Annotated in this window: 19 protein-coding genes and 1 tRNA gene; 12 read left to right on the top strand and 8 right to left on the bottom strand. The window is 47.1% G+C overall.

Going from position 1 to position 19,307, the window contains the following annotated elements; genetic code table 11:
• The first annotated feature begins 507 nt into the window (after positions 1-507).
• The gene (locus PMG71_RS13495; protein WP_283754219.1) at positions 508-2,967 is read left to right on the top strand and encodes a calcium-binding protein; all 2,460 of its coding nucleotides are present in this window, start codon (positions 508-510) and stop codon (positions 2,965-2,967) included.
• A 37-nt stretch (positions 2,968-3,004) separates the two neighbouring features.
• Here the strand turns inward: PMG71_RS13495 and PMG71_RS13490 are convergent, their stop codons facing one another.
• Entirely contained in the window at positions 3,005-4,237 is a 1,233-nt protein-coding gene (locus tag PMG71_RS13490; protein WP_283754218.1) for a methionine gamma-lyase family protein, read from the bottom strand.
• Between the two features lie 81 nt (positions 4,238-4,318).
• On the opposite strand from PMG71_RS13490, the gene PMG71_RS13485 reads away from it, so the two are divergent.
• The gene (locus PMG71_RS13485) at positions 4,319-5,140 is read left to right on the top strand and encodes an acyl-CoA desaturase (RefSeq protein ID WP_283754217.1); all 822 of its coding nucleotides are present in this window, start codon (positions 4,319-4,321) and stop codon (positions 5,138-5,140) included.
• A gap of 76 nt (positions 5,141-5,216) precedes the next feature.
• Here the strand turns inward: PMG71_RS13485 and PMG71_RS13480 are convergent, their stop codons facing one another.
• From PMG71_RS13480 to PMG71_RS13470, 3 genes are all read right to left on the bottom strand, one after another.
• Positions 5,217-6,461 carry a glutamate-5-semialdehyde dehydrogenase gene (locus PMG71_RS13480; protein ID WP_283754216.1) on the bottom strand — a complete coding sequence of 415 codons (1,245 nt, stop codon included), beginning with the start codon at positions 6,459-6,461 and terminating at the stop codon, positions 5,217-5,219.
• 21 nt (positions 6,462-6,482) lie between these two features.
• Positions 6,483-6,902 carry a hypothetical protein gene (locus PMG71_RS13475; RefSeq protein WP_283754215.1) on the bottom strand — a complete coding sequence of 140 codons (420 nt, stop codon included), beginning with the start codon at positions 6,900-6,902 and terminating at the stop codon, positions 6,483-6,485.
• A 153-nt stretch (positions 6,903-7,055) separates the two neighbouring features.
• A tRNA-Gly gene (locus tag PMG71_RS13470) sits at positions 7,056-7,127 on the bottom strand.
• 146 nt (positions 7,128-7,273) lie between these two features.
• Between PMG71_RS13470 and PMG71_RS13465 the strand changes: the two genes are divergently transcribed.
• Positions 7,274-7,615: a nucleotidyltransferase domain-containing protein gene (locus PMG71_RS13465; RefSeq protein WP_283754214.1), complete on the top strand. Its 342-nt coding sequence runs from the start codon at positions 7,274-7,276 to the stop codon at positions 7,613-7,615.
• Positions 7,616-7,763: 148 nt separating this feature from the next.
• Here the strand turns inward: PMG71_RS13465 and PMG71_RS13460 are convergent, their stop codons facing one another.
• The gene (locus PMG71_RS13460; protein WP_283754213.1) at positions 7,764-8,045 is read right to left on the bottom strand and encodes a hypothetical protein; all 282 of its coding nucleotides are present in this window, start codon (positions 8,043-8,045) and stop codon (positions 7,764-7,766) included.
• Between the two features lie 172 nt (positions 8,046-8,217).
• Between PMG71_RS13460 and PMG71_RS13455 the strand changes: the two genes are divergently transcribed.
• A complete protein-coding gene (locus PMG71_RS13455; protein WP_283754212.1) occupies positions 8,218-8,538 on the top strand; it encodes a hypothetical protein in 321 nt (106 codons plus the stop codon).
• A 129-nt stretch (positions 8,539-8,667) separates the two neighbouring features.
• Here the strand turns inward: PMG71_RS13455 and PMG71_RS13450 are convergent, their stop codons facing one another.
• Positions 8,668-10,515 carry a TolC family protein gene (locus PMG71_RS13450; RefSeq protein ID WP_283754211.1) on the bottom strand — a complete coding sequence of 616 codons (1,848 nt, stop codon included), beginning with the start codon at positions 10,513-10,515 and terminating at the stop codon, positions 8,668-8,670.
• Between the two features lie 219 nt (positions 10,516-10,734).
• On the opposite strand from PMG71_RS13450, the gene PMG71_RS13445 reads away from it, so the two are divergent.
• From PMG71_RS13445 to PMG71_RS13410, 8 genes are all read left to right on the top strand, one after another.
• Positions 10,735-11,862, top strand: a complete 1,128-nt coding sequence (locus PMG71_RS13445) for a DegT/DnrJ/EryC1/StrS family aminotransferase (RefSeq protein ID WP_283754210.1) — start codon at positions 10,735-10,737, stop codon at positions 11,860-11,862.
• Between the two features lie 287 nt (positions 11,863-12,149).
• Complete coding sequence (locus tag PMG71_RS13440; protein ID WP_283754209.1) at positions 12,150-13,859, top strand: ABC1 kinase family protein; 1,710 nt, start codon at positions 12,150-12,152, stop codon at positions 13,857-13,859.
• 201 nt (positions 13,860-14,060) lie between these two features.
• Positions 14,061-14,432 carry a hypothetical protein gene (locus tag PMG71_RS13435; protein ID WP_283754208.1) on the top strand — a complete coding sequence of 124 codons (372 nt, stop codon included), beginning with the start codon at positions 14,061-14,063 and terminating at the stop codon, positions 14,430-14,432.
• Between the two features lie 480 nt (positions 14,433-14,912).
• Positions 14,913-15,683 (top strand): hypothetical protein, encoded by a 771-nt coding sequence (locus PMG71_RS13430; RefSeq protein WP_283754207.1) that lies wholly within the window; start codon positions 14,913-14,915, stop codon positions 15,681-15,683.
• A gap of 8 nt (positions 15,684-15,691) precedes the next feature.
• Entirely contained in the window at positions 15,692-16,381 is a 690-nt protein-coding gene (locus tag PMG71_RS13425) for a polysaccharide deacetylase family protein (RefSeq protein ID WP_283754206.1), read from the top strand.
• A gap of 81 nt (positions 16,382-16,462) precedes the next feature.
• A complete protein-coding gene (locus tag PMG71_RS13420) occupies positions 16,463-17,188 on the top strand; it encodes a pyridoxine 5'-phosphate synthase (RefSeq protein WP_283754205.1) in 726 nt (241 codons plus the stop codon).
• Positions 17,189-17,274: 86 nt separating this feature from the next.
• Entirely contained in the window at positions 17,275-17,604 is a 330-nt protein-coding gene (locus PMG71_RS13415) for an MgPME-cyclase complex family protein (protein WP_283754204.1), read from the top strand.
• A 110-nt stretch (positions 17,605-17,714) separates the two neighbouring features.
• Positions 17,715-18,368, top strand: a complete 654-nt coding sequence (locus PMG71_RS13410) for a hypothetical protein (RefSeq protein WP_283754203.1) — start codon at positions 17,715-17,717, stop codon at positions 18,366-18,368.
• On the opposite strand, the gene PMG71_RS13405 is transcribed toward PMG71_RS13410, so the two are convergent.
• Entirely contained in the window at positions 18,349-18,783 is a 435-nt protein-coding gene (locus PMG71_RS13405) for an NUDIX hydrolase (RefSeq protein ID WP_283754202.1), read from the bottom strand. The genes PMG71_RS13410 and PMG71_RS13405 overlap by 20 nt on opposite strands.
• 69 nt (positions 18,784-18,852) lie before the next feature.
• Positions 18,853-19,200 (bottom strand): hypothetical protein, encoded by a 348-nt coding sequence (locus PMG71_RS13400; RefSeq protein ID WP_283754201.1) that lies wholly within the window; start codon positions 19,198-19,200, stop codon positions 18,853-18,855.
• Positions 19,201-19,307: the final 107 nt, after the last annotated feature.

Raw genomic sequence — 19,307 nt, 5'->3', positions numbered from 1 at the left:
TTAGACTAGAAACTTTTATCTTAATCCATACAGACGATAGTTTTTGTTACACATGATATGATTTTAGCCTAATTCACAAAAGCTTTACATTAAATCAGTATAAACACTTAAAATTTATTACTTTACATTAACTAATATGAAATTTTTTAGTAATTTCACCAAAAATATGAGAGTTTTTACTGACTTATTTTTTAACTCACTATCCTCAGCTTAAAAGCGATCTTTAGATAGATATCTTACCCACAAAAACTCTTGCTCTTTTGAATTCCGTATATCAAACCTAGTCAACTTTTATAAAATATGCTAAAATTAACTATTTTGCCTTCATCTTGCTCTATCGTATCATCAAAAAAATAATCTGGAATTAACATTAATGAGTCTGTAGACCTGGCAATGTGGAGCTAATATGAAAAGGCTAGGTTGGCGTATTGTAAGACCATCACTAGCCTACTTAGCATTAGTCTTCTAAGATCCTATCTTGAGCAAATACTCTGGAGTACAGCAATTATGGCATTTATCACAGGAACTAGCGGTGATGACAACCTGCAAGGAACAGCAGCGAATGATATTATCACGGGCTTAAATGGCAATGATGTCTTACGAGGATTAGATGGTGTTGATATCCTTAATGGTGGAGAAGGCAACGATAATCTGGATGGAGGCACAGGAAACGATAATATCCTTGGAGATTTTGGAAATGATACAGGAATTGGAGGAGCCGGAAATGATTTTTTAGATGGGGGTTTCGGTGATGATACCCTTCAGGGAAATGAAGATAACGATACCTTACTTGGTAGTGATGGCACTGACCAACTTCTAGGAGGATCAGGTAATGATTTCCTAGATGGGGGTAATGGTAACGATACCCTCCTGGATGGAGGAGTTGGAAATGACACTATTCTAGGGGGTGCAGGCAATGATAATCTAGTGGGTAATGATGGGGATGATTCCCTTGATGGGGGTATAGAAAATGATGCATTAGTCGGTGGCATTGGTAAAGACACCCTGATTGGTAACGAGGGTAATGATACCCTTCAAGGAGATGCTGGTGAAGACTCCCTGATCTCAGGAGGTGGTGATGACCAAATTACAGGGGGTACGGAAGCGGACTATATTGATGGTGGCGATGGAAACGATATTGTTCTTAAAGGTGGCGATGGCAACGATACTATCCTTGGGGGTCAAGGCATTGATACTCTAGAAGGCGAAGAAGGCAATGACTCCCTAGACGGTGGAGATGGCGTTGATGACCTGCGCGGCGGCAATGGTAATGATAGGCTCTTCGGACAAGCGGATAATGACAAACTACTGGATGGGGGTGAGGGTAATGACTACCTTGATGGGGGTGATGGTGATGACCAACTCCTGAAAGGAGGAGCTGGTGATGACACGATTATCGGTGGTCAAGGAATTGATGTTTTACAAGGTGATGCCGGTAATGACAGCTTAGTGGGAGGAACAGAACTTGACCTTCTTTTTGGCGGAGAGGGTGATGACTATCTAGAGGGAGGTACTGGCCAGAGTATTCTCTCAGGTGATGCTGGCAATGATACTTTAGTCATCAATGGAGATGATGCTAACTCAACCTTTGATGGAGGGGTTGGTGATACAGACTGGATTTCCTTTGCCAAAGCAGCAGTTGGCTTTACTGTTACTCTGGGAGCCGCAGGAGCAGGTACAGCAACCGGTGATGGAAAAACTTACGGTTTTACGAATATTGAAGTTGTACTCGGTTCTGGACAAGCTGATACGATTACTGGGGGAACGGCTGGGTCTCTGAATTTGCAAGCCGGACTCGAAAGCGATACCTATAATCTCAATACTACAAATGCTAAAAATAGCAAGATTAATGATGCTGGGGGTACTGCTGATAAACTGGAGCTGACCGGTGTCACCCTAGAGATTAATACAACACCGGGTACACCTTTGGCGACTGCTGGTAATGTAGGCGTTTTCCGTCAAGCCAATAATGGTACGAGTTTGATTGTTGACCTCAATAATGACGGTGCTTTTAATGCGGCTGACGATCTGGAGATTCAAAATTACTTCTCAACTACTGAAGGTACTACTGGTGGTACTGGAGTGATTGAGACGGTTGGTAATTTGACGAGTACAGCTATTCTGGCTGAATTTCCAACGCCTGCACCAACGCCTGATCCTGATCCCGATCCTGATCCCGATCCTGATCCCAATCCTGGCCCGACTCCAAGTCCAAGTCCATCTGGCCCTGTTACTGACCCCGTGGCTCCTCCGTCGAGTAGTCCCAGTCCTACACCAACCCCAACACCGACTCCGACTCCTGGAGTGATTACGGGAACGGATGGGCAGAATGATGCCTTGCAAGGGACAACGGGTAATGACACCATTCTAGCGTTGGGGGGTGATGACTCCCTCCTTGGGTTGGATGGTGATGATTTCATGAATGGAAATGCCGGTAATGATTGGGTGAGTGCTAATACTGGCGATGACCAGGTGTTTGGCGGCCAGGGTAATGATACTGCGTTTGGCGGTCAAGGGAATGATTTGGTCAGTGGTGACCTGGGTGATGATTCGCTGATGGGCGATCGCGGAAACGATACGGTTACTGGTGGTGCAGGTAACGATACCGGATTCGGCGGCCAGGGCGATGACTTGCTCAATGGTGGCGATGGTAACGATATCCTGAGCGGAGATTTCGGTACGGATACCTTAGTCGGTGGCAACGGTAATGATCTGTTTGTCCTCCGCACTGGTACAGCCGTGGCGACAGTTGCTGAAGCGGATCTCATCCAAGATTACCAAGTTGGAGTCGATCTGATTGGCTTAACGGGTAACTTGACTCCGGCAGGTCTGACGGTGACGACCCAAGGCAGTAATACGGTGTTGAGTATTACAGCTACGAACCAAGTCTTGGGTGTTTTGACTGGTCAATTCACCCTGCAACAGTTGACGTTTGTCTCTGTTGAATTGCCGAATGGCTTGATTTAAGCGATCGACCTGGGTAGGGGCGAACGGCCGTTCGCCCCTACAATGGGGACTCTACAGCAGCGATCGCCTCTTCCAGCGCGATCGCCACATGCGTCCAATGGGTTCCCCCCTGACAAAACACCACATAGGGTTCCCGCAATGGCCCATCGGCAGACAACTCGGAGGTACTGCCATCAATAAACGTCCCCCCAGCCATCACTAACTCACTCTCATATCCCGGCATCTCCCCCGGAACCGGATCGAGATAGGAACCCACCGGAGAAAATTGTTGGATCGCCCGGCAAAACGCCTTTAATTTCTCTGGTGAACCCAAGCGAATCGCCTGAATCAGATCCCGTCGCGGAGCCAAAGGAGCAGGATTAACCGCATATCCCAGGCGATCGAACACATACCCGACCAAATAATTCCCCTTCAGCGCCTCCCCCACCATCTGCGGAGCCAAGAATAAACCCTGATAGAGGAGGCGATGCTGATCAAACGTGGCCCCTCCCGTACTGCCAATTCCAGGGGCCGTCAAACGGCAGGCAGCCCGCTCTACCAGCTCAGAACGACCGGCCAGATACCCACCCGCCGTCATCAAGGTTCCACCGGGATTCTTAATCAACGACCCCGCCATCAGATCCGCGCCCACTTCCGTCGGTTCTCGGTCTTCGACAAACTCCCCATAACAGTTATCCACAAAACAGACCGTATCGGGATTTTGGCGCTTCACCATTTCCACAATTTGGGCAATATCCGTAATTGACAAACTCGATCGCCAAGAATAACCACAAGAGCGCTGAATCAACACCATCCGCGTCTGCTTCCTCACCCCTTGCGCGAGAGCCTCCCAATCGATTTCACCCTCTGGCGTTAACTCCAACTGCCGATAGGTAATGCCATACTCAATCAGCGATCCTGCCCCCTCACCCCGCAACCCGATCACCTCCTCCAGGGTGTCATAGGGAGCGCCCGCAACCGACAGTAGCTCATCCCCTGGACGCAATACCCCAAACAAGGCACAGGCGATCGCATGGGTTCCCGATACCAACTGCACGCGGGCGATCGCCCTTTCCGCTCCCATCACCTCAGCCAAAACCCGATCGAAGGTTTCCCGCCCTAAGTCATTATGACCATAACCCGTTACACTAGAAAAATGATGTACCCCCACCTTCTGCGATCGAAAAGCCTGCAAAACTTTTCGGAGATTATGCTTAATTTGAGCATCCACGCGAGAAAAAGTAGGGGCGAGTGCATGTTGTGCCTCTTGGATCTGTTCTATGGGATTCATCTGTCTCTACCAATGGATAAAGGGGCGCGATCGTTCCAAACAGCAGGATAACCTGCATTGTTTATAGATTGAGATTACTGCATGAGTGTTGCGACAACCAATAAATATCCCCTAGATTGGGTCAACATTGGCTACTTCCTATTAATTCACCTAGCGGCCTTATTTGCCTTCCTCCCTAGTAACTTTAGTTGGTCTGCCATCGGATTAGCTCTAGTCCTCCACTGGATTACCGGTGGATTAGGCATCACCCTAGGATTTCACCGTTTAGTCAGCCATAGAAGTTTCCAGACTCCCAAATGGTTAGAATATTTCCTCGTTTTTTGTGGGAGTTTAGCTTGTCAAGGTGGCGTACTCGATTGGGTTGGACTCCATCGGATGCACCATCTTTACTCCGACACCGAAGCCGATCCCCATGATTCTAATGCTGGGTTCTGGTGGAGTCACATGGGATGGCTTTTGCATGTTATTCCTAAACGCAGTGAAGTCCCCCGATTTACCAAAGATATTGGAGATGACCCTGTATACCAGTTTTTACAAAAGAATTTTGTCCTCATCCAAGTTGCCTTTGGCCTCCTATTATATTTCCTCGGCGGCTGGCCCTTTGTTGTTTGGCCCATATTTGTCCGCTTGGCCGTTGTCTTCCATTGCACTTGGTTCGTCAACAGTGCCACCCATAAGTTTGGTTATGTCACCCATGAAAGCCATGACCACTCCAAAAATTGCTGGTGGGTTGCCCTGGTTACCTATGGTGAAGGATGGCATAATAACCATCATGCTTATCAATATTCCGCTCGCCATGGCGTAAAATGGTGGGAAATTGATATCACTTGGATGACGATTCGACTGCTTCAGATTTTGGGATTAGCGACTAACATTAAGCTAGAACCAAAATTGAGTCAATAAATTGCGATCAAGGGAGATGATGTAGGGGGGAACGGCCGTTCGCCCCTACAGTATTTTTTGTACATATTATCTACAATTAAGTATTGCCCTGAATAATGTACTTTACTGTAGTTAAAGCTTCTAAATTAATCAAACCTCGGCGCACTCCTTTTTGATTGGACATGCCTAAAAATACCGTATTGCCCCTGCTGCGATAGCGATAAAATCGGGGACTGGCATTAATGTAAAGTGAAGCGCTGTTAATGCCTAGGGCAAACTTGCGACTTTCGTTATAGGATTGGGTGACTAAACAATTGGCATGGCCGCTGCTATGTTCATTCATCCAGGTGATCGCCTCATCTAAATTGTCCGCCAGCTTAAATGTAACCACTTTTTCTAAATAAGCCTCACTCCATTCCTCCGGTTCCGCCGGTTTCAACTCCTCATATCGATCGGCTAATTCCGGCTCGGCTCTGAGTTCAAAACCTTTTTCCTTCAAAGACTTCCACAAAGAAACCATTGCCGCAGAACTTTGGCCTTGTTCAATCAAGACCTTCTCAATGGCATTCACTGGATCGGGTTCGCTCCCATGGGAATCAATAATCAGATGGCGAACCGTCTCTAAAGAGCCTGACGTTCCCCAATATAAATAACAATTCCCCATAGCCGATCGCAACACCGGTACAGTCGCTTGTCGCACCACCTGTTCCACCAACGACGGCCGACCATAGGGTATCACTAAATTAATCTGCTGGTCTTGGCGAATCACATCTCGAATCGGAGCGCCCTGTTCTGAAGGTAACAAGATTAACGAATCTTTCGGTAAACCCACCTCCTCCAGAGCCGTTTGTAGCGCTTCAGCAATCACATGATTAGTATGGGAAGACTCGCTTCCGCCCCGTAAAATCAAGCTATTCCCCGTTTTTAAGCATAAACCCGCCGCGATCGCCCCTAACTCCGGAAACGCCTCATACACCAAAGCCACCACCCCTAAAGGCATTCGCTGGCAATAGGTTTGCACTTCTTCCACTTGATAGGACGCATTCATCACCTCTTGCAGGGGATCGGGGAACTCCGACAAGCGGTTTAAAATTTGAATTGTATGTTGAATGCGCTCCGGCGTTAACTTAAGCCATTCCAAAATCAGATCCGGAACCGCCATCTCGCGAGAGGTTTCTAAATCTAAAGTATTAGCCTCCAACACCCGATCGACAGAGCTATCTAAAATCTCCGCCATCATCTTCAGGGCGCGATCGCGCAGTGGACTCGAAGTATTTGCCAGAATTAAAGACGCTTGATGGGAAGCGCCCACATCCTCTAAAAGGTCATTGGATGAAGTCATGGATCAGTCATCTACATCATTTTAAGAAGAGCGTCGATACACCAGCCATTTCATCAGTGCCAGCAACAGGAGCAGGATCAAGGGAATGAATATCCACACCATGATACTTGACCCTGATGGGGCTAAAAGAAAATATAAGGATAACCATACAATGGGTAAGACTAAAATGATCGATAAACCCACCGGTAAGTAATATTCCTTTAAATCTGAATGTACTGCCGCCCATTGCGTCCCTGTCCAGTACCAAGCTTTCTTGTAGGGAGAACTGGTAGAAACCTGTTGCAGCACCGATCCATTTTCCTCAACGGCAAAAATTTTCTGACAGCGATCGCACCCAAACGCTTCCGTGAGCAAAATCGGCTGTAAGCGACCTTGACAACGACAAGGACAAGGATAATCATGGGTCGTCAAATCAATTTTTTGAGCTTTTTTGGACTGCACAAGTCACCCATAATCTAATTTCAGATGAATTGAGAACTTTCTCGATGCAAGAGAGCCTGATCGACTTTGACCTGTTGATGTTACCAAAGCCCGATCTCTATCTAGTTTAGCGGCAAAAACCTAACTAGACGACAACTTATTTTAACCTATAAAAGCGGGTAACGCGATTCGAACGCGCGACATTCACCTTGGCAAGGTGACGCTCTACCACTGAGCTATACCCGCATCACTTTACTTAAGTTACACTAGGTTTTCACTCTTGTCAAGGGGTTAACCCAAAATTATGACTCTAGGTACAGTAACCATAGAGTCGAGCAAAATGCTATATAACTCAGTAATGCAGGATCGACACCTTGAGGGATTGAAGGGAGATGATGACTGGTGATGGTATGAAACATAAAGATTTAGAAACCATTATTCTAATCGCTCAACAATGGTTTGATGAGCATTATCAAGATGCTTTAGATACCTTGGTTTTGTATGGATCTCAGGCTAGGGGAGACGCAAAGGAGGATTCTGATATTGATATTTTAATTGTGTTAAACAGAACTTTTGATTATCGGGAAGAGATTAAGAAGACCAGTGAATTTATTGCCAACTTATCCCTGGAGTATGATACGGTCATTTCACGGGCATTTGTATCAGCAGAGCGTTACCAAAAAGAAAATAGCCCCTTCTTCCTTAATGTGAGGAGGGAGGGAATAATTTTATGACTCAGGAGCAAAGATTACTTTGGCAAGATGGATATGAAACTGACCATCAGAATCTGTTGCTGACTGCAAGTGATTCCACCCTGAACGCCTCAGCATAGTCTTCATATCTTCACGACTAGGTTTGAATGAATGAGCCAAGACATATTTTTCATCCTGCAAACTCTTTTAATAGAGAGGGTTGCTTTTGGGGAATGAGTGACGTAGGTAATTGGACATATTTTGCGTAATGAATCCCTCCATTAACTCGATCGCCTGGAAATTGGGGCACATCATAGATATAGCCGCTTAATGCACCATGAATTCTTTCATCGGGATTTTCAGTAAATGAACGTATAGCAGCTTCAAAATTCATACAGAGAGACTGGCCTAAAGACGAGGGTTCAAAGTCTTCTGAAGTCTTAAAATTAAAGCTGCTTTTACTAGCACTCATTGGTTTTATTGAGTTTTTATCTTTTCGACAACAGCACCTTACAGAAAATTGACGATCTATGTCAACCCCTTTTTCTTTTTGCCCTAAATCTTGTAAATAGGGCTTAACGTCATACTCAGAGCAGGTTAAGCTATTTGAATCATCAACAACATCTGTGTGGAGTGCCGGAACCTTGTCTGTAAAATATTTTTTCTTATCAGATGGATGGATTATTGGCCGAGTCTGGGAATTTGGCGGAATTTGGAATGAAGTCGTTTGGCGTAGAAAACCCGAAATTGAGCCTCTCAATATGGGAATTGTTGAACATAACCAAACCCTATGGCTCTATCGAGTAGAAGAGGCGGTTCTGATGGTGGAGGTTAAACCCATGGGCGATTCTGCCAGCAACCAAACCATCGGCCAAGTGGTTCTCAAACGACTGATGGATTCAGAGCAGGTCATTGAGCGGCTTTGTCAAGCAGAAAGCATTGTCCATCGCTTTTCGGAAACATAGCTACTGGTGTGACTGCACTCATTTGGCCTATTCGGTTTTAAAGAGTGCGAGCGTCTCGCTCGCTATGGCAAGTGAGCAAGATGCTGGCACGACTGCCTTTTCCTGACTTCTTTTAGTGCGGTCATGGCACTAGGGAGTAGGGGTAGGGGGTAGGTTACTAATGGCTCGTTGCAGACGAGAAACAGCCACGTTATAGCCTAAAATCGCTTGCACTTGGTTAAATTGGGCTTGGGTGAGGTCAGTTTCCGAGTTAATGACATCGGTTTGCGTACCCACTCCAGCTTGAAATCGCAGCCGAGCGAGTCGCAGGGCTTCTTCTGCTTGGGCTAGACCAACAATGGAAGTTTGAATGTTATCAAAACTGGAGACGAGCTGAAAGTAGGCATCCTCAACTTCTAAGCGGATACGGTTGCGATTATCAGCAAACTGCTGTTCAGCCAGTTCAATTTCTGTTTCTTCAAGATCTGCTTGGGCCCGTATTCTGCCCCCATCATAGAGCGTCCAGTTCAGTTGCGCTCCTAGGGTATAGCCATCTCCAGTGCCTTGGGAGAGGAGGGGATCGTCGAAGGATAATTTGAGGGCGTTATAGTTGGCAAATAGAGCGACTTGGGGCTTTAATCCGGCTAACCGAGCATCACGCTGGGCTTCATTGAGTTCTCGCTCGATTAAACGTTGCTCTAATTCTGCCCGATTTTTATACGCGAGGATAATACTATCGTCGAGGGAGAGTTGCCAACGACCGACGATTTCTACGGGATCGGCGGCGGATACATCAAGGGTTTGGGGCATATTCAAAATCTGGGCGAGCGTACGCCGAGCGGTTCTTAAGTCGGCGATCGCCTCTGTCAGTCGTTGCTGTTCATTGGCGACTTGCACTTGAGCTTGCAGCACCGCAAACCTTGTCCCCACTCCAGCACTCTCTAAAGCCTGGGCATCTTTCAAACTTTGCTCGGCTTGTCGAAGGGATTGTTGACGAATCCGTAATTGTTCTGCTGCTGCTTGCAACCTATAATACTGTTCTGCTACATCTAGGCGGATTTGTTCCTCAATCACTTCGACCTGAAGGGCATTGATCTGAACTTGTTTTTCGGCGGCGGTAATGTTGGCCGATCGCAAGCCTGATGTGAGCAGGTCATAGCGCAGTTCAACTGTCCCAGTCAAAGAGTTGCGAGGGGAATCGGGATCGCCCAAGGAAGTATCTGTATTTCTGGCGCTAATTTCGCTACTGCCACTTTGAGAGCGTTGTAGATCCCCTTGGAAGTTAAGAGTGGGTAACTTAGCGGCTAAGGCTTGTCTGAGTTGGGCTTGCGATCGCTCTAACTGTAGCTTACTTTGTTGTAGCTCAATATTATTGCGCCGCGCTAAATCGATCGCCTGTTTGAGGGTTAAGGGTTGAGTTCCTTCAATGGCTACTTCTGAGGGCGTGGTAGGAAATAATAAGGGGTTGGGACTCGGATCGAGATACAGAGGAGCCAATTGATCCGAGACACTTTGAGCCACATGGGGAGAAACTAAGGTTTCTGGGAGGGGATTTTGGCTGGGATCGGAAGTTAAGGCGGCTTGTAAACGACTCACCCAAGCCTTATCTTCTGGGGATAGATCTTGGGAATGCTCATTAACTAGGCTATTCAGGGTTTGCTCGGTTTGGCGATCGCTCCTGGGTACTTCTAAATTAGTCAACAGCGAAGCTGGAGAAGGTTCAGTTAAAGAAGTTGGATCTCCTCCTGGGCCAGTGATGGGATCGGAGGTTGTAGATTTAACCTCTTCCTCTAGGGGAAGTGGTGATGAGAGCGGTTGTTGGTTCTCCAGAGAGGTCTGGGGTTCAAAAGATGGTTCCGGTTGGCTCGTTTCTAATAGGAGATCGCTGGCAAAAACCGCACCATTGGCGCTAGGATTTATCACGGCGATAATATTCCCCATCGCTGACGCGATCGCAGCGCCCACACTCACACCAATAAATTTCTGCAAAGTTGGCATAGTTCCTCAGTTCAATCCACAATCCCAGATCATACAAGTCAGGGCTACAGCAGAGACTCCATAAGCAGGATACTGGCTTACCATGAACTTGGCAAACAGTTATTTGCTTCAGGGTTGGTCTTTTGTATCCTAACCAGAAAATCCTCGGACTTTGCTGGTAGGATAGACCGACATAAGCCTTGAGTCTAAAGTAAAAATTACAAACTTTGGTGTAAGCGAGTGAACAACATTCCCCCTGTTGATTTAACCCAACAATACCAAGCGATCGCCCCGGAGGTAGAAGCTGCGGTACTAGAACTGTTGGCTTCGGGTCGCTACATTGGGGGCCCGGTGGTCGAGTCTTTTGAAGAACAGTTTGCCGAAGCCGTGGGGGTTCATCACTGTGTGGCCTGCAATTCGGGGACGGATGCTTTATATTTAGCCCTGCGAGCGGTGGGTGTGGGGCCAGGAGATGAGGTGATTACGACACCCTTTACGTTTATTGCTACAGCCGAGACGATCGCCATGGCAGGAGCGACTCCGGTGTTTGTGGATGTGGAGGAGGAGTCGTTTAATCTGGATCTGTCCCAGGTAGAAGCAGCTATTACTGAGAAGACGAAGGCGATTATTCCGGTACATTTGTTTGGCCGACCGGTGGATATGACCCGGTTAATGGCGATCGCCCAATCCCATAATTTAAAGGTGATTGAAGATTGTGCCCAAGCTGCGGGGGCGGCCTGGGCCGGTTCTCCCGTGGGCAGTTGGGGAGATGTGGGCTGTTTTAGTTTTTACCCAACGAAAAATCTAGCCGCCTGTGGGGATGGGGGGGCACTCACCACGGGGGATGGGGAAATCGGCGATCGAGTTCGTCTGTTGCGCGATCATGGGCGACGCAGGGGTTATCTGTATGAAGCGACGGGGGTTAATTCCCGTTTAGACGCTCTACAAGCAGCTATCTTAAGCATTAAGCTCAAGTATTTAGCCCAATGGAATCAGCAACGCAGAGAAGTTGCCTATCGTTATCATCAGCTCTTGGCATCAGTTCCCGGCATCGTCTTACCCCAAGAGATTGAGGGTGGAGAGTCGGTTTGGAACCAGTACACGATTCGCATTAAGGGTCAGCAGAAACCCGATCCAGAGTATCGCGATCGCGTGCAAGTGCGTCTGCGGGAGCAAGGGGTAATTTCCTCAGTCTATTATCCCCTTCCCTTGCATCTGCAACCCGTTTATGAACATTTAGGCTATCAACCCCAGCAATTGCCCATTACCGAGCAACTGAGCCAAGAAGTTCTCTCCTTGCCCATGTTCCCCGAATTAACTCCCCAGCAGCAAGAGCGGGTCGTAGATTGCCTGAAAAATGCCTTATAGTGCCAGGGGATCGACGGTTAAGCAGACCAGAGCGCCAGGCGAATCTTTTACATTGCTTAATAAAAACATGAGAAAAGTTGAAGTTTTTTGTACTATAGTTAAGAAAAAGATAAAAAACCCCGTCCACCCTAGCACAATAGAATCCAGGAGAAAGGCTAAGACACTTACCCAGAATCCCAGAATTCTCATAGGTCAATGGTGGACATTTAATAAAATCTATCCATGGCAGATAGAAATCTAACAATTTCCATGGTCAAAATTGTGATTATCAAGAGGCATCAGTGAGCGTGAAGCAACATCCACTTGAGCGGCTCAGGAGATACGATCCCCAGGCGATCGCCAGCTACTATAGATTCCGCCCTTGGCAAAGTCTCTATCGAATTGTGACTTTAGTCGGGGCTTTTTTAGGGTTTATCTTCTCCCTGAAATGGGATCAACTCAGGAACCAAATCGAAGAAAATCGCCCCAAACGGGCTACCCAGCTCCGGGAATTACTCACTCACCTCGGGCCAACTTATATTAAGGTCGGTCAAGCCCTCTCTACCCGCCCCGATCTAATTCGCAAAGACTTTCTCGAAGAGTTAACCAAACTCCAAGATCGCCTGCCCCCCTTTGCCAATGCAACCGCCTTTGAGATTATCGAGAGAGAACTGGGAGCTTCCATCTCCCAAACCTATCTGGAAATTTCCCCCCATCCAGTAGCTGCTGCCAGCTTAGGTCAAGTTTATCGAGGACGGCTCCATAGTGGGGAAGAAGTCGCTATTAAAGTTCAGCGCCCCAACCTACTCCCGATTCTCACCCTCGATTTATACCTGATGCGCTGGGCTGCCCGTTGGCTCTCGCCCATTCTGCCCCTGAATTTGGGCCATGACCTGACCCTAATTGTGGATGAATTTGGCACAAAGCTGTTTGAAGAAATTGACTATATTAATGAAGGAAAAAATGCTGAAAAGTTTGCCGAAAACTTTCGCTATCATCCCCAAGTTAAAGTTCCCCAAATTTATTGGAATTACTGCGCCAAGAAAGTTCTGACCTTAGAATGGATTAATGGCTATAAACTCACCAGTACCGCCGAAATTACCGAAGCGGGTTTAGATGCCGATAAAATTATCCGCATTGGGGTAACTACAGGACTACAACAGTTATTAGAGTTTGGTTTTTTCCATGCCGATCCCCATCCAGGCAATCTGTTTGCCCTCTCCGGCCCGTCAGGGATTGGGGCGCAAATGGGCTATATTGATTTTGGCATGATGGATCAGTTGGATCAGACGGCTAAAGAAACCTTAGTTGATGCAGTCGTTCATCTGATTAATAAGGATTATACGGAGTTGGCAGAAGACTTTGTGAAGTTGGGTTTTCTGACTCCAGATACGGATATTCAACCGATTATCCCTGCTCTAGAAGCGGTGTTTGGCGATATTATTGGTGAAAGTGTTCGGGACTTTAACTTTAAGACAATTACGGATAAGTTCTCGGAAATTATGTACGAGTATCCCTTCCGAGTGCCCGCAAAATTTGCTTTGATTATCCGATCGCTGGTGACTCAAGAAGGATTGGCTCTGAGCATTAATCCTGATTTTAGAATTGTGGAAATTGCTTATCCCTATGTGGCACAACGGTTGCTAACGGGGGAAACTCCCAGTCTAAGACGGCGGTTGTTAGAGGTGCTGATTAAAGATGGGAAGTTCCGTTGGGATCGGCTAGAGAATATGCTGGCGATCGCCCGTTCCGATAGTGGCTTTGATATCATGCCCACAGCCCAGTTAGGTTTACAATACCTGCTCTCGGAAGAGGGGCAATATCTGCGCCATCAAATTGTCTTAGCTCTGACGGAAAATGACCGCCTACACACCGAGGAAGTGCAGCGTCTCTGGCATTTAATTCAGGATGATATCGAACCGAGTCGCTTGCTCGATGCGGCTTGGGGGGCGATCGCCGATTTTTCCAGAGAACGAGCGGCTCTGCTCTTGCCTTCCGTCGCTGCTTTCACACAATAACTAAAATGGGGTAATCGAGGAGTGGGAGCATCTTACTCGCTTGTTAAATGATCAGGAGTGGGAGCATCTTGCTCGCTTGCTTAAATGATAGCGAGACGCTCGCACTACAAAGTTGACCCACAACTCTATTAAAAGTCTAAGGAGTCCGATATACTCCCTAGGGAAACTCTATTATCTCAATTGCACCCAGGAGTAGTATTCGTGTACTATACCGCACAACCCCCCTATGCCTTATTGATCATTGGTTTGCTCGTCAGTTTGACATCAGGAGCAGCCTTTTATGCCACATTGACGGAAGCAGCAAAGCTCTGGTCATCCAAATCTAGCGATTATGAGATTACCAGCCTTCAGGGGCCAAAACTGCTGTTTCCATTTACAGGCATTTTTGTCGGTGCTTGCGTGTTCTTGTCTTCGGGGTTGGCGGTATTTGGCTTTCCCACGGCGATCGCCTATTTCATTTCCCTCCCCGTTACCCTATTTGTCAGTGGCTTGGTTTGGTATCAACTCCGTCAAGTCTTAGTTCAACTCCAACAAGGCGGCTCGAAAGCCCTAGATCTAGACTCATGGGGTTAATAAACAGTTAAAGGGGAAGCCAATAAGCAATATGACGTAGTGCGAGCATCTTGCTCGCTGGAAGTAACGAGCGAGCAAGATCCTGGTTCTTTGTTAAGTTTAATCTCAATTGCTTGATTGAGATTAAACTATCCCCTATATTAAAACTATGGAGCTAAAAGAAAAGCTTCATCGGCAGATTAAACAGTCTATTTCTATTAGTTTGAGAGGTAAAACACTGTTTCACTATCATCTGTCTCTCCAAGTACAAGCTGCATCCAATCGGTGGCTGGTCTTTCCTTAAAAGTAGGTAAACTGGGAGTAAGAAAAGGGATTGAAATAAACCCATTTCCCTCCAAATAGACTTAACCTAAGCAAGGAAGATTTCAGGGAACTATTCGGGTGCAGTTGTGCTTTTAAAAGTAATCAAACCAGAAAATCAGCAGGGAAATTCCTTAATCCGCTACAATCGATAAGTAGAATTCTCCCTGACAAAAGCTTATGGCCATTATTGCGCTGAAGGCTTGGTATCTCCAAGAATATGAGCCGATTCCAGAACTAGAAAAACGCCCCCCAGATATGCGCTTGAGTAAGCAAAGTTTACTCAAATCTGCTTTGCGTGCTGATTTCCTCGAAGATAGCGAAGAAGTCAAACAATCCATTTGGTTTCAGAGATATTTGCAGGGGGAAACCATTGAATTTTATATCGAAGGCAGTGGGGGTTATGCCATCTCCAATATTGACCTCACGAGCCATGAGATTTACTTTACCAAACAGGAAGTGATGGCCCATCTCGATCCGATGATCTTCTTCTGCTATCAGCAGGAGTATGGAGAATCGAGTCAGATGTTACAGGAAGCCTTAGAAGAAACCATTATCGATCTGAATCGGCGATCGCGGCTTACCCTAACTTTAGAATCCTCCCATCGTCCCAATCAAGCCCCCATTCGTCTCCATAATCCCCTGATGCGTCGCATTCGCAAAAGCTTGCTCTTCATTGCCGATGGGACTCCAGTGACGCAAGTGGAAACTTCAGAAGCAACCCATCTAATCCCCAGTCCCTATGTCTGTGTTGAAATGGGATATGCTCTCTCTATCAAACGACCCGAACAAATTCTACTAGCACAAATGGAGCGTTCCGAGTTTCCGGGACAATTTCCCTTTGATGTCTCTCCCCAAAACCGTCTCTCTTTTGAATCCGCAGAAGAGTTAAAAGATATCCTTCCCCAAACTCTAGAAACCTTGCTAGAGCGCTATCGGTTATTCAAGTAAGTAGGGCCATGTCTCTCCAGTTTTATCCCCTCTATCCGATCCTATATCAAGGCTTAAAATCCCTGTTTCCAGCGTGTTTATGGCGGGGAAATCCGGATCAAAAGGCGATCGCCCTCACCTTTGATGATGGCCCCCATCCCCAATACACCCTAGAGCTGTTACAAGTTTTAGAAACCCATCAAGTTAAAGCCAACTTCTTTTGGCTCGGACAACGGGTTAAACAGTATCCAGAAGTCGCCAAAGCTGTTTACAATCAGGGGCATTGGATCGGGTTACATGGCTATACCCATCAGAACTTTCCCCAACTGACTCCGGAGCAACTCTACCAAGGGTTATATCAAACCCAAACCGCCATTCTTGAGGCTTGTAATTTAGATGGCAAAAAGCGATCGCAATTTCGGGATGTGCGGCCCCCCAATGGAGTCTTTACCCCCCAAACCCTAGAACTGTTGAAAGAATGGAACTATCGGCCGGTGATGTGGACTGTGGTTCCCGAAGATTGGGTTAATCCAGGGGTTCCCCTGGTGGTGAAACGGGTGATAGAAACCGTTTGTCCGGGTTCTCTGATTGTTCTCCATGATGGTCTGTATGGGGGTCAGAGCGTAGCTGAAACCACCGAGCAGATCCTACCCCTGCTTTTAGAGCAGGAGTACCAAATCGTCAGTATTGATCAGCTTTGGCGCTCTACGGTAAAATAAACCCTATTTATTTAGTCCTAGCAATCTACAGTATAATAACCCATGGAAAACCCATGAGATGAACCCATAGGAGGTAGATGATTGCCCACCCTAGGTGTAAATATTGACCATATTGCCACGATTCGTCAGGCTCGCAAGACGGTAGAACCCGATCCGGTGGCGGCCGCAGTTTTAGCTGAACTCGGTGGTGCAGATGGGATTACGGTGCATCTGCGGGAAGATCGTCGCCATATTCAAGACCGAGATGTGAGACTCTTGCGCCAGACGGTGCGGACTCATCTGAACTTGGAAATGGCTGCTACGGAGGAAATGGTGGCGATCGCCCTAGAGATCCAACCCGACTATATCACGCTGGTTCCCGAACGTCGAGAAGAAGTGACCACAGAAGGGGGTTTAGACATTATTGCCGGAGGAGAACGACTCGCCAATGTCGTCCAAACCTTGCAAAATGCCGGTATTCCCGTCAGCCTGTTTATTGACCCCAACCCTGACCAAATCCAAGCCTCCGCAGACATCAAAGCCAAATTTATCGAACTGCATACCGGAACCTACGCGGAGAGCCACCAAGAAAACGAACAACGAGACCAACTACACTTACTCACCCAAGGGTGCGAACAAGCGCGTACTCTGGGACTACGGGTCAACGCTGGCCATGGTCTCACCTACTGGAACGTTTACCCCGTTGCCTGCATTCCCGGCATGGAAGAGCTGAACATCGGCCATACCATTATTAGTCGGGCTGCCCTAGTCGGCCTAGAACGAGCCGTGCGGGAGATGAAACACGCTATTCTGGGGACAACGCCCTAAGAATGGGGAGATGGGGAGATAGCCTTTTGCCGACAGGAGCCATTTACCGATAAAATAACTTTCTGTACTGACCTAAACCAAACCCTATGACCACTTATTACTACGTCCTCGCCAGCAAGAAATTCCTCATGGAAGACGAACCCCTCGAAGAAGTTTTACGGGAAAGAACTCGTAACTACCAAGAAAAAGAAAAAGAAATCGACTTTTGGTTAGTTCCCCAACCTGCCTTTCTGGAAGCCCCAGAACTTAAAGAGGCGAAAGGCAAATGTCCCCAACCCGCAGCCGCAATTATTTCTACAGACCCTCAACTTATCACTTGGCTCAAACTTCGCTTAGAATATGTGCTGACGGGTGAATTTCAAGCCCCATCAGCCACTATTCCTGACCCCTTAGCTTCCCTCGTTGCCTCCTCTTAAGTCTAGAAGATGGATAACCTGTTCAGACTAAATTGGGTTAGGTGGTAGGCGAAGAGAAAAATAGGGAAAGATGGCACAGTTATACTGTTCAAGAAATCGATTCTACTCCTATGCCTTTTCACCCTAACTGCTCTAGTCTGACTCAATTCTTGAGGGCGATCGCCGGATTATCCACTTTTTTGCTCTGTTCTCCTCCAGTCTGGGGTCAAACCAACCGCTTTCCCTGTTCTCCCCCTAACCCAGGGGAATACATGCTTTTCGTGCGGACTCCTGACCCCTCAAGTCAACAACTTCTGAATTATCTCTTACCCTCCAATCAAACCGCCCAAGTCTGCCAATACAATAACGAAATTGTCACCCAAATTCGTAACCTAGCCAATGGCCAAGTGAGTCAGCGTTGGAGTCAATATATCAATGAAAACACTGGCTTACAAGTAGTAATCATTACTCCACCTACCGGACAAATAGTAGCCCCGACCCCCGTCAATAGGGGGGTTAATCCTGCCCACTTAACCTCCCTCGGTTCAGGGTTTGCGGTCTTAGTCAATGCCAATAATGAACCGGATACCCCGATGCAACTCCAAATGCTCTTAAGAACGGCTATCCCATGGGTAAGATTCCAGGGTAATCCCTATTTATTAGCGCTCCAGAGTGAAAGTCAAGAAGAAGCGACGGCGACCTTAACATCTTTAATCGATCGCGGTTTTTTAGCCATCCTAGTAGACGCTCGAACCGTAGAACAGCTTACCCCAAACCCGCGTTAATTATACTGAGGACAATACGTTGATGGGGAGTTCCCAAGGGCCGCAGCTCATTCGCTTTAACCGAAAAAGCTTCTCCTTCTTGCACCTGCTCTGGGGTAATTAACCCCATATCCCACCCTTCACCCAGAATTAACTCTTCTAGAGACACGGTTAAAAGACCATGATAAATATGGCGTACAATTCCCGGATCGCGATCGCAGCCAAACTTATGCAATTGGGGCGGACAATAGCCAATCTCTTCGAGTAACTCCCGTCGAATCCCCCGATCTGGGGACTCATCGGGTTCTAAATGCCCCCCAAACAAGCCCCAAAATCCTGGATATAATATGTTGGGAATGCGATCGCGCAGTTGCATCAGATAACGATTTTCACGATACAAAACCGCTAAAGCCACCTGAGTGGGTTGTCCATCCATATTAAAAATTCAGGGAGCAAGATGCTCCCACTCCTCCAATTAAGCTGATTTTATATTAATCATTAATCATTAATTGAACTGTCTTTCCACCTCCACCACATAGACCTCCCCTAACTCCTGCCCTTGAATAGGAATACTTTGATAGCGCAGTTGGCCCCGCACTTTCACTACATCCCCGATCGCCGGACTCTCGGACTCTGCGGGTGCAATCACCACCACCACTCCCGTATCATCTTGTAACTGATAGGCATAGGTATTAAGCAGGGGAATCAGTTTAACGACCTCACCCTGAACAGAGACCATTTCAGAAGCCGTAGGGGACAGATTCCCAATGGCAGTAATCGAATCAGAAGGTATACTCAACTCTAATAGTGAAGGAAACTCCAGATTACATCCCCACAAACTGGCTATTAACATCAGGCTAATCAATGGCCACCTCCCAACCCTTCGCTTATGCATGAGAGCATCATCTAAGATCGACTCAAAATTACGCCTCGATTCTAGCGAAAGTTGCCAGGAACAAA

Source organism: Roseofilum acuticapitatum BLCC-M154 (genome assembly GCF_030068475.1).
In the GTDB taxonomy this organism is placed as follows: domain Bacteria; phylum Cyanobacteriota; class Cyanobacteriia; order Cyanobacteriales; family Desertifilaceae; genus Roseofilum; species Roseofilum acuticapitatum.
Note: the sequence above shows the minus strand (reverse complement) of the source record. Positions and strands in the feature narration are given on the sequence as shown.